Below are 11,024 nucleotides of genomic sequence, written 5' to 3' on the forward strand. Positions count from 1 at the left end.
AGATGGCCAACCTGAAACCGATCCTTCTCGTAGAAGACAATCCCAACGACATCGAGCTCACGCTCGCGGCACTGGAAGCGGGTCAGCTCGCCAACGAAATCGTCATTTGCCGGGACGGGGCGGAGGCGCTCGATTTCGTCTACAGGCGCGGCGCACACGTGAACCGGGCGTTGCAGGACCCGGCCGTGATCCTGCTCGATCTGAAGCTGCCCAAGGTCGATGGCTTGGAGGTCCTGGCCAAGGTGAAGGGCGATCCGCAGACCCGGTCCATCCCGGTGGTGATGCTCACCTCCTCGCGCGAAGAGACCGACGTGGTGCGCTCCTACGACCTCGGGGTGAACGCATTCGTGGTGAAGCCCGTTGGGTTCAACGAATTCTTCTCGGCCATCCAGGAACTCGGCGTGTTCTGGGCCGTCCTGAACGAGCCGCCGCCGCACAAGGGAGGCTGGCCATCGAACACCTGATGGACGCCGACGACGCGATCCGCATCCTCCACCTGGAGGACAGCGATCTCGACGCCGAACTGGTGGAGGCCGCCCTCGACGGCATGGGGCGCCCCTACGTGATCGATCGGGTGATGGACCGCCCCGATTTCGCCGCCGCCGCCCTACCGGGCCGTCATGACTTGATCCTCGCGGATTTCGTCCTGCCGACCTTCGACGGCATCAGCGCCCTCGCCGTCGCACGGGAGCAGTGCCCGGACACGCCGTTCGTCTTCGTGTCCGGCACCCTCGGCGAGGAGACCGCCGTCGAGGCGTTGAAGAACGGCGCCGTCGACTACATCACGAAGCAGCGCCTCGAGCGTCTTCCACGCACCGTCCTGCGGGCGTTGGCGGAGGCCCAGGCGAAGGCCGACAAGCGCCGGGCGGAGGCCGCGCTTCAGGCGCTCAACGATACGCTGGAACTCCGCATCGCCGAGCGGACGCGGGAACTCGCCACCTCGAACGCCGAATTGCAGATGCAGATCGTCGAGCGCGAGCGGGTGGAAGAGGCCCTGCGCCTCGCCCAGCGCCTGGAGGCCGTCGGGCAGCTCACGAGCGGTGTCGCGCACGACTTCAACAACCTGCTCACCGTCATCTCGGGCAACATCGAGTTCCTCGGGCGCGAGGTCTCGACCGAGCGCTCGAAGCGTCGGCTCGCGATGATGAAGGGAGCGGCGGATCGGGGCGCGAATCTCACGGCGCAGCTCCTCGCCTTCTCCCGCCGCCAGAGGCTGGAGCCCACCCCGGTCAGTCTGAACCAGACCGTCGCCTCCATGCGCGACCTGCTCCAGAGCTCCATCGGCGGCGCGGTGCGCATCGAGACGACCCTGCAGCCCGACCTGTGGCCGGCCTTGGTGGATGCGACCCAGATCGAACTCGTCATCCTCAACCTCGCCATCAACGCGCGCGACGCCATGGTAGTCGGGGGATGTCTGACCATCGAGACGGCCAACGTCACGGTCACCGGCCCCCAGACGCGCCCCGAGCAGCCGATGCCGGGCGAGTACGTGATGGTGGCCGTCAGCGACACGGGCACGGGCATGCCGCCGGAGGTGGTGGCGCGCGCCTTCGAGCCGTTCTTCACCACCAAGGAGGTGGGCAAGGGTTCGGGGCTCGGGCTCGCCCAGGCCTACGGCTTCGTGAAGCAGTCCGGCGGCGGCATCCGCATCGACACGATCGTCGGGGAGGGGACCTCGATCCGAGTCTACCTGCCCCGCGTCGAGGACGGAACGAGCGCCGTCCACGAGGCCCCCCACATGACCGCATGCGGGCTTGGCCGCTTGCCGGGCGGACAATCGGTCCTGCTCGTCGTCGATGACGACACGGCTGTGCGCGAGGTCACCACCACCCGCCTCGCGGAGGCCGGTCACGCGGTGCGCGAAGCGGGCTCGGGCCTCGCGGGACTGGCGTCCCTCGAGGCGGACCCTTGCGTCGATCTCGTGGTGCTGGACTTCGCGATGCCGGGCATGAATGGGGCCGAGGTCGCCACCGAGATCCGCAAACGCTGGCCCAGCCTGCCGATTCTGTTCGTCACCGGCTATGCGGACACCACGGCCCTGATGAAGGTCGGCGCGGTCGGCGCCGACAGTATCGTTCAGAAACCGTTCCGGGACGGCGAGTTGGAACGCAAGGTCGGGGAGGCCATCGTGAATCGACCCGCGCCCGGTCTGCGCTTGGTCTCGGGCGGCTCCTCCGGCAGCTGAATCGATCGTCCGCCCCGGATCCGCGGGTTCCGAGGAAGACAGCCGGCTGGCGTCCTGGACCTCGCCGCCTTCGTCCTCGGTGTGCGCGGCGCCGGGGCTCGCCACGATCCTGCGTGTCTCGGCCCGGCAGGTCTCGCGCCATGACGTTCCAATCGGCGGCCGAGGGCGCTCGGCCTTGACTTCTCCGGACCCGGATGGAACCGTACAGCCGTCAAGGTTCTCGCGGTCCTCGGATCGCGAGCTAAGAGGGAATTCGGTCGAGCCCATCGGGGCGATGCCGAAGCTGCCCCCGCAACTGTGAGCGGTGAGCCGCTGCCGAGAACGGTCACTGGTGCCATGCACCGGGAAGGCCAGGCAGAGGCGTCGATCCGTGAGCCAGGAGACCTGCCTTGGCGACGAACGTCTCTCGGGCGGGGTGCTCCGGTGGGTCGCATGATCGACGTCGGCCCGTCATGGTCGGCGCGCGCCCGTGCTGCTCTGCCTGACACGTCCAGAACCATTTGGATGGTGTTGATGGCCGCGATCGATCACCCCTTCCCCGAAAGCGTTCCCGCTCAGAACCGGCCCGGCGACACGGAGCCCGTGCCCGAACTCGGCTTGCTTGATTTCGGCGTGCAAGGTTTCAGCTTGCATGGCCAAGCTTCGCAACGTAATAATGTTTCAAACGCCATTCAGGCTCCTGAGCCGGTGCCGGGGGGCGTCCCCTCATCGGGCGACGGGCTGGAGCGGCGCTCATCCCGTTCGAGACCCGATACGATGCTCCTGAAAAACGGCCTGCGCCTCGGCGTCGCCCTCGCGGCCCTGTCCCTGACGCCGTCGGTCCGTGCCGAGGAGACGGCGGTCACCCTGGACACCCTCACGGTGGAGGGCACCGGCATCGGCCTCAACGTGCCGGAAGGCGCCATCGGGTTGATCGGACCGACGCCGGGTTTCAGCGCGGCGCGCGCCGTGAGCAGCACCAAGACCGACACGCCCCAGCGCGACGTGCCCCAGGTCGTCACGGTTGCCTCGCGCGAGGTCATCACCGATCTGGCCGCGACGCGAGTCGACCAGGTGTTCAACTACACCCCCGGCGTCGCCCAGCAGAACAACTTCGGCGGCCTCACCGTGTTCAGCTACGCCGTGCGCGGCGTGACCACGTCCGAGATCTTCAAGAACGGCTTTGCCATCAACCGAGGGTTCCCGCCGCCGCCCGACACCCAGAACGTCGAGCGTATCGAGGTGCTGAAGGGCGCAGGCGGCGCCCTGTTCGGGCGCAGCGATCCCGGCGGCGTGGTCAACATCATCACCAAGCAGCCGACGGCCGAGCGCTTCGTCGAGATGGGCGGCCTCTGGGGCAGCTTCGAGCAGTTCCGCGGCACCGTGGATGCCGGCGGCGCCCTCAACGAGGACAAGACGGTCCAGTACCGCTTCAACTTCGCGGGCGGGCGCCAGAACAGCTTTCGCGATTTCGTCGACGGCGACCGGCTGTTCGTGGCGCCGTCCATCAGCTGGCAGATCACGCCTGACACCAAGGTCACCGTCGAGACCGAATTCGTGCACAACCGCATCGTGTTCGACCGGGGCGTGATCGCCATCAACCGGCAGCTCGGCTTCCTGCCGATCTCGCGCTTCCTCGGCGAGCCGGGCCAGAGCACCGAGCAGACTTCGAACACCCTGCAGGTCCGCTTGGAGCACCGCTTCGACGCCGATTGGCAGATGCGGCTCGGCGCACATTTCAACACCGGCACACTCGAGGGCGAATCCGCCGAGGTCCGGAGCATCGCGGCCGACAATCGCACCGTTGCCCGCGACCGCAACTTCCGGGACTACCGGTGGGACACCGCCATCGGCCAGGCCGAGGTGGTCGGCCGCTTCGCCACCGGGCCCCTGGCGCACACCCTGCTCCTCGGCTTCGAGCGCGAGAGCACCGACAGCCGCACGGTCTATCTGCGCTCGAACGTCCGGCAGAACCCGTTTTCCATCGACATCTACAACCCGCGCTACGGCCAGCCCCTGCCGCCGCTCACCATCCCGCGCAACAACCTCGAGCGGGTGACCAATACGGCCCTCTACGCCCAGGACCAGATCGCGCTCAGCCCCGAATGGAAGGCGCTGCTCGGCGTCCGGTTCGATTTCTTCGAGCAGTCGTTCCGCGAGCGCATTCCGCGCAGCGACGTCGAGCAGTCGCGGGCCGCCGCGACGCCCCGCGCCGGACTCGTCTATCAGCCGCTCCCCGAACTCGCCCTCTACACCAATGTCGGCACGAGCTTCCGGCCGAACATCGGCCCAGATGCGGCGGCGGCCTCGCGCGGGGTGCCGTTCGCCCCCGAGACGGGCATCGGCTACGAGGTCGGCGCCAAGCTCGACCTCTATGGCGGGGCGCTCGGCCTCACCGGTGCGGCGTTCCATATCGAGCGTGAGAACGTACTGACGCCCGACCCCAACAACAGCGGCTTCTCCCTCGCGGCGGGCGGGGTGCGCAGCCAGGGCTTCGAACTCACGGCCACGGGCCAGATCTCGCCGGAGCTGCGCCTCATCGGCGGCTACGTCTACGCCGACGCCGTAGTGACGAAGGACAACGTCCTGCCCGTGGGTGCCCCCCTCATCAACATCCCCAAGCACAGCGGCAGCCTGCTCGCCGTCTACGAAGTCCAGTCCGGCCCCTACGCGGGCCTCGGGATCGGGGGCGGCGTGCGTGGGGTCGGCGAACGCGCCGGCGACGCGGGCGGCACCGGTTTCGTCCTGCCGGCCTACGTGGTCGCCGACGCGCTGGCGTATTACCGCTACGAGAACATCCGCTTCGGCTTCAACGTCGAGAATATCTTCGACAGTGAGATCTACGAGAGCTCGCTCAACGTGTTCCGGGTCTATCCCGGCGCACCGCGACGCTTCACCGGCACCGTCTCGGTGCGGTTCTGATGCTGGAGTCGCACGAACCGGTCCTGGCGATCGGCGACGTCGTCATGACCTTCGGCGGTCGCAGGGCCCTCGACGGCCTGACCCTGACGTTACATGCGGGCGAAGTCTTCGCCCTGCTCGGCCCCAACGGGGCCGGCAAGACCACGACCATCAACCTCATCCTGGGTTTCCTGAAAGCGGAGAGCGGGACGGTCCGGGTCTGTGGAATCGATGCGGGCGCCGCCCCCATCGCGGCGCGGGCGGCCATCGCCTACATCCCCGAGCAGGTGGCGCTCTATCCCACGCTCTCGGGCCGGGAGAACCTGCGCTACTTCACGACGCTGGCGGGGCTCGCCCTGTCTCGCGACGCGGCCGACCGCCTGCTGGCGCAAGCCGGTCTCGCGACCGAGGCGCACGCGCGCAAGGCTGCGACCTATTCGAAGGGCATGCGCCAGAAGGTCGGCATCGCCATCGCCCTGGCGCGCCGCGCCCGGCTGCTGCTCCTCGACGAGCCGACCTCGGGCCTCGATCCGAGCGCGTCGGCGGATTTCTCGGCCGTGGTCCGGGCGGCCGCCGCCCGCGGCACAACCGTGCTGATGGCGACCCACGACCTCTACCGGGTCAAGGAGGTCGCCGACCGGGTCGGCGTGCTCCAGACCGGACGCATCGTCGAGGAGATCAGCCCGGCACACCTCGACCATGCGGCGTTGGAGCGCCTCTACATCGAGCGGCTCGCGTCGTGAGGCTGGTCCGGGCCGAACTCGGCCAGCTCCTGCGCGACGCCCGCCTGCGCTGGATCGGCGCCGTCCTGGTGGTGCTCCTCGGCGTGGCCCTCGCCGGAGCCTGGCGACAGGCCGTGCGCGATGCCGGCGATGTGAGAGCGATCGCGCAGGCCGAGCGCGGACGCTGGCTCGGCCAGGACGCCAAGAACCCGCATTCGGCCGATCATTACGGGCTGTGGGTGTTCAAGCCGTCCGCGCCGCTCGCGATCCTGGATCCCGGCATCGAGCCCTATACCGGCCGCATGGTCCGCATCGAGGCCCACCTGTTCAACGATGCGGTCTTCCGGGCGGTCCAGGACGCCAACCCGCTCGCGCGCGCCGGCCTCGGCAGCGTCGCCGACATCGTCCAGCTCATCGTGCCCCTGGCCGCGATCCTCCTCGGCTTCTCCGCCTTCGCCGCCGACCGCGAGCGCGGTACCCTGCGGCTGGCACTCGGCAACGGCGCTGCGCCAGGCCGGCTGTTCATGGCCCGCCTCGGCGCGCTCCTCGCCGCCCTGGCCCTCCTCGTCGGCCTGCCGTTGCTCGTCCTCGGCGGCCTCGCTGCGGTGAGCCTCGACGCGCCCGGCTGGGAGGTGTGGCCGCGCCTCGTCCCGTGGGTGGCCGCACAGCTCACCTATGCGGCCCTGTTCCTCGTTCTGGCCATGACCCTGTCGCTGACGGCCCGCACGGCACGCTCGGCGCTGGCGGCATCGCTGCTGGCCTGGGTGCTCGTCTGCGTGGCCGCCCCCCGCCTCGCCACCGTCGCGGTGGACGCCACCACACCGGCGCTCTCCTACGGCGAGACCCGCGCCCGGATCGAGGAGACCTTCCGGGGGCACCGCACCGCGGAAGCGAACGACGACCGGGCCAAGGCCGTCCTCGCCCGCTACGGCGTCACCGACCCGGACGCCCTGCCCGTCGACCTGCGCGGCCTGATGATGAGCGAGAACGAGCAGCACAATTTCGCGGTGTTGGATGCCGCGTTCGGCGCCTTCTTCGACAGCCTGCTGCGCCAGGAGCGGGCCTATGCCTGGGCCGGGCTTCTGTCCCCGCGCATCGCCCTCAAGGCGCTCTCCGCCGCCCTCGCGGGAACGGACTTTGACCAGCATGTCCGCTTCGTCTGGGCCGCCGAGCATTACCGCCGGGGCATCTCGCGGCGGATGAACCAGGCGATCATCGACAATCCGCAGGGCGGAGAGCGCCGCTACACCGCCGACCACGACCTCTGGGAGACGGTGCCGCCCTTCGATCATGGCCCGATGCCCCTGGCAGACGCGGCCTGGGCCGTGCCCCTCGCCATCCTGGCGACGTGGCTCGCCGTCCTGGGCGGAGCCGCCGTCCTGACGGTCCGGCGGCTGACGCCATGAAGATGACGCCATGGAGAACGGATCACGCCGTGAGGCGCGCCCTTCGCCTCCTCGCCGCCGAGACCGGCATGGTTCTGCGCGAGCGGCTGACCTGGGCGGTGCTGGCGGCCCTGTTCGCCGCCCTGCTGCTCGGCGCCCATACGGGGGCCGTACGGGTGGAGGCCGAGCGCGCCGCCCTCGCGACGCTGGCCGCGGAAGAGGGGCGGGCCATCGTCGCCGCCCGCGAGGCCTACGCCCGCTACGCACGGGCGACGCCGGTGAAGATCAACTACTGGCAGGATCCGACCAACGCCTTCGGCTACATGACGCAGTTCCTCACCGTCCACGCCGTGAAGCCGCCGACCCCGCTCGCTGCCCTGGCCACCGGGCAGTCCGACGTGCAGCCCTCGTTCATGCGCGTGAGTTTCGGGTCGAGCACCGTCTTCGACGATGTCGCGTACGAACTCGGGTCGGCGGCGCGGCTGAAGCTCGGGGCCTTCGATCTCGCCTTCGTACTCGCCGTGCTCGTGCCGCTCGCCATCATCGCGCTCGCCGGCACCCGCCTCTCGGTGGAACGGGATTCCGGCACGCTCCGGCTCATCGCGGCCCAGCCCATCGGGCCGCGTGCCGTGGCGGGGGCGAAGTTCGGGGCCGTGGCCGGGATCCTCGTGGTGGCGGTGCTCGGGCAAACCGGTCTCGCCCTATGGCTGACCGGCGCGATCCGGTCCCTCGCCGGCTCGGGCGTCACACTGGGGCTGCTGGCGGGCGCGCTCGCCGCCTACATCCTCGTGTGGGTCGCGGCCTGCGCCCTCGTGGCGACCCTGTGGCGGGGCGCCGTGGCCGCCCTGTCGATCCTCGTCCTCGCCTGGACCCTGTTCACGGTGGCGGTCCCGGCAGCGGCCTCCATCGCGGTCGATTGTCTCACGGACAAGCCCTCGCGCATCGCCGCCATCGATGCGAGCCGGCAGGTGCAGGACGCCTTCGCCAACGGCGGCGCGGGACCACGGCTCACGGCCCAGTGGTTGGCCCGGATCCCCGGTGCGGCGGGGCGCGCCGACCTCGTCGAGGCGCCCGAGATCAAGCGTCTCGCCCGCGACGCCCATTACGACGTACAACTCGATGCGCGTCGCGAGAGCTTTCGCGCGCACGACCGGGAGAGCGCCGCGCTGAGCCGGTGGCTCGCCCTGGCCTCGCCCGTCACCACCTTCGACTTCGCCCTCCAGGGGGCCGCCGGCACCGATGCCGGGCGGCACGCCGCCTTCCTCGCCTCGGCCGCTGCCTACCGGCGGACCCTGCGGGCTTTCTTCGAGCCGCGCATCGTCGCGCAGGCCCTGAACCCGGTGCCGGTCTGCGCCGGCTGCCAGGCCCGCCTCGATTTCGACGCCTACGACGCCGTGCCCCGCTTCCAGCCCAGCATCGATCTGACAGCCGGGCGCCGGGGCGCCCTCATGGCCCTGGCCTGGCTCATCGTCCTCGCGGGCGGTCTCGCGCTGTCCGCCCGGGCCCGGCTGAAAGCCTGGCCGGCGTGAAGCGGACTGCCCGGCGTTCCCTGCCCGCACACCCCATGGACCCCATGCCCGAGACCTCCGGTGCCGGCCCGCGACCACGCCGTTGCGGCGATGCCGGGCGGCGCGCCGCCATCGCCCGGGCACGGGGATTCGCGCGCGGCCTCGCGCCGGTCCTGCTGGAGATCCGGGCAGAGGGATTCACGACGCCGAGCGGTATCGCCCGGGCCATGACCCGGCGCGGGGTCCGCAAACCGCGCGGCAGCACCGTCTGGGCGGCGAGTTGCGTGCAGAAGCTGCTGCGCACACTGGGGGAGGGAGCGGAACGATGACGATCTCCGGTCCGGCGCGGCCGACAGGGCGCATCGCCGCCATCGACGCCCTGCGCGGGCTCGTGATGCTGCTCATGCTCGTCGATCACGTGCGGGAGTTCTTCTTCCTGCACGCCCAGGTCCGCGACCCCATGGATCTCGCGGCGACGGAGCCCGGCTTGTTCTGGACCCGGACCGCCTCGCACATCTGCGCGCCGGTCTTCGTTCTGCTCACCGGCCTGTCCGCCAGCCTCTACGCGGCCAAACAAAACACCGGCAAGCACGGGGATCGTGCGAAAGCCTCGGCCTTCATGCTGAAGCGGGGCCTGATCCTGGTGCTCCTCGAAGTCACCCTGGTGAACGTCGCCTGGACGCGCAGCCTCCTGCCGCCGATCCTCTACCTCCAGGTGATCTGGGCCATCGGCATCAGCATGATCGCCCTGGCCGGACTGCTGTGGCTACCCCGCGCGGCACTCATCGGCGTCGCCCTGGCGATCATGCTCGGGCACAACCTGCTGACGTCCTTCGCCCTCGTGCCGGGTGAGACCGGCTACATCCTGTGGACGATCCTGCACCAGCGCGGCTTCATCGACCTGCCGTGGGGTGTCGCGCGCACCTCCTACCCCGTCCTGCCCTGGATCGGCGTCATCGCGGCCGGCTACGCTCTCGGGCCGTGGTTCGTCGGAACGATGCCGGGGCCGACGCGCCGACGCCGGCTCCTCGGCCTCGGGGCGGCGGCGCTCGCGGGCTTCGCGATCCTGCGCGGCCTCAACGGCTACGGCGAACCGGTGCCGTGGCAAGCCGGCGCCTCCTGGGACGCGACGCTCAGGGCGTTCCTGAACCTGACGAAGTACCCGCCCTCGGCCGATTTTCTCCTGGCGACCCTCGGCGCCGGCCTGATTCTGCTGGCATGGCTGGAGGCGGTTCCGCCGCGTCGGCTCGCCTGGCTCTGCACCTTCGGCGGCGTGCCGCTGTTCTTCTACGTCACGCACCTCTACGCCCTGCGCCTGCTCCACGACGGACTCCTCTGGGCGGGCCTTGCCGGCTCCGCCGGGCGGATCGAGGCACCGGGTCCGGGCTATCTCTGGCTCATCGCCGCCGCCCTGAGCCTCGCGCTCTACCCCGCCTGCCGCTGGGCGGTCCGGTTCAAGCGCCGCAGCACGGCGCCCTGGGTCAGCTACTTCTGAGGGCGTATCCCCAGATCCGACGCGATGAGCTCCGATCCGGCGGATCGCGTTAAACGTTCCGTGAGGCGGTCATGCCAGGGGTTGTGGGTCGCGTTTCCCCTCGTGAAACGCCCCCTGCGCCCTGTTGTCCGGTTTCAGAGCCGGGCGTGGCGCGGGGCACGCCGCATGCCCTGAGATCTGGAGGCTTCGATGCCTGCCTTCGACGTCCGCGATTTGTTGGAGGCGGCGGGTCAGACGGACCGGCAGGCCGCCGCTCCCACGACCCAGCCCATCGGGGCAACCGAGGCGCAGGGACGGGGGAATGCGGGGAGGGGGGAGCCGCTGTCCCCGGTGGTGCTCGTCGATTGCGTGCGGGCCGGCGAGTTTCTCCTCATCCTCGCCCTCGGCGTCGCGGTCCGGCACCTGTCCGCCACCTGCCTCGCCCCACTCTCGTTTCGACAGTTCGCGGCCGCCTTCGGTGTCGCGGTTCTGGCCGTCGGTCTGTTCCAGGCTGCCGGCGCCTACCGCATCGACGCCGTACGCAGCCTGCGCACGGGCCTGCGGCTGGGCCTGGCCTGGACGGCGACGGTCCTCGTCGTCGGCACCGGCCTCGTCCTGGCCGAGGCCGACGATCCATGCACCCGGGCTTGGCTCGCGAACCTCTTAGCCCTTGGCCTCGGCCTTCTCCTCGCCGAACGCTTCGCCGTCGCCCGCATCATCCGCACGCGGATGCGGCGTGGCCGGTTCGACCGGCGCACGGCCATCGTGGGCGGCGGGCCCGTGGCCGAGGACCTGATCCGCGCCCTCGACGCCCAGGCCGAGTCCGGCATCCGCATCGTCGGCGTGTTCGACGACCGCGGCGACCGGCGC

8 protein-coding genes, 1 pseudogene and 1 riboswitch are annotated in these 11,024 nt (G+C 70.3%); all 9 genes and pseudogenes read left to right on the forward strand.

The window, feature by feature from the left end; all coding sequences use genetic code 11:
- Positions 1-2 precede the first annotated feature (2 nt).
- Positions 3-464: a response regulator gene (locus ASF27_RS07295; RefSeq protein ID WP_056169090.1), complete on the forward strand. Its 462-nt coding sequence runs from the start codon at positions 3-5 to the stop codon at positions 462-464.
- Positions 464-2,185, forward strand: coding sequence for a response regulator (locus tag ASF27_RS07300; RefSeq protein ID WP_056264580.1), 1,722 nt, complete (start codon positions 464-466; stop codon positions 2,183-2,185). Before ASF27_RS07295 ends, ASF27_RS07300 begins: the two co-directional genes overlap by 1 nt.
- Positions 2,186-2,382: 197 nt before the next feature.
- Positions 2,383-2,592: riboswitch (cobalamin riboswitch) on the forward strand.
- A 349-nt stretch (positions 2,593-2,941) separates the two neighbouring features.
- The gene (locus tag ASF27_RS07305; protein ID WP_082478860.1) at positions 2,942-5,086 is read left to right on the forward strand and encodes a TonB-dependent siderophore receptor; all 2,145 of its coding nucleotides are present in this window, start codon (positions 2,942-2,944) and stop codon (positions 5,084-5,086) included.
- Complete coding sequence (locus tag ASF27_RS07310) at positions 5,086-5,808, forward strand: ABC transporter ATP-binding protein (protein WP_056358893.1); 723 nt, start codon at positions 5,086-5,088, stop codon at positions 5,806-5,808. The genes ASF27_RS07305 and ASF27_RS07310 overlap by 1 nt, the downstream gene beginning before the upstream one ends.
- A complete protein-coding gene (locus tag ASF27_RS07315; RefSeq protein WP_056358896.1) occupies positions 5,805-7,193 on the forward strand; it encodes a DUF3526 domain-containing protein in 1,389 nt (462 codons plus the stop codon). Before ASF27_RS07310 ends, ASF27_RS07315 begins: the two co-directional genes overlap by 4 nt.
- A 29-nt stretch (positions 7,194-7,222) precedes the next feature.
- Positions 7,223-8,701, forward strand: coding sequence for a DUF3526 domain-containing protein (locus tag ASF27_RS07320; RefSeq protein WP_162238640.1), 1,479 nt, complete (start codon positions 7,223-7,225; stop codon positions 8,699-8,701).
- A 35-nt stretch (positions 8,702-8,736) separates the two neighbouring features.
- Positions 8,737-9,009, forward strand: coding sequence for a hypothetical protein (locus tag ASF27_RS07325; protein WP_056169076.1), 273 nt, complete (start codon positions 8,737-8,739; stop codon positions 9,007-9,009).
- Complete coding sequence (locus ASF27_RS07330; protein WP_056358901.1) at positions 9,006-10,175, forward strand: heparan-alpha-glucosaminide N-acetyltransferase domain-containing protein; 1,170 nt, start codon at positions 9,006-9,008, stop codon at positions 10,173-10,175. The genes ASF27_RS07325 and ASF27_RS07330 overlap by 4 nt, the downstream gene beginning before the upstream one ends.
- A 189-nt stretch (positions 10,176-10,364) precedes the next feature.
- A pseudogene (locus ASF27_RS07335) lies at positions 10,365-11,024 on the forward strand (undecaprenyl-phosphate glucose phosphotransferase); the annotation flags it as partial.

Origin of the sequence: Methylobacterium sp. Leaf102, assembly GCF_001422425.1 — a bacterium.
Taxonomy (GTDB): domain Bacteria; phylum Pseudomonadota; class Alphaproteobacteria; order Rhizobiales; family Beijerinckiaceae; genus Methylobacterium.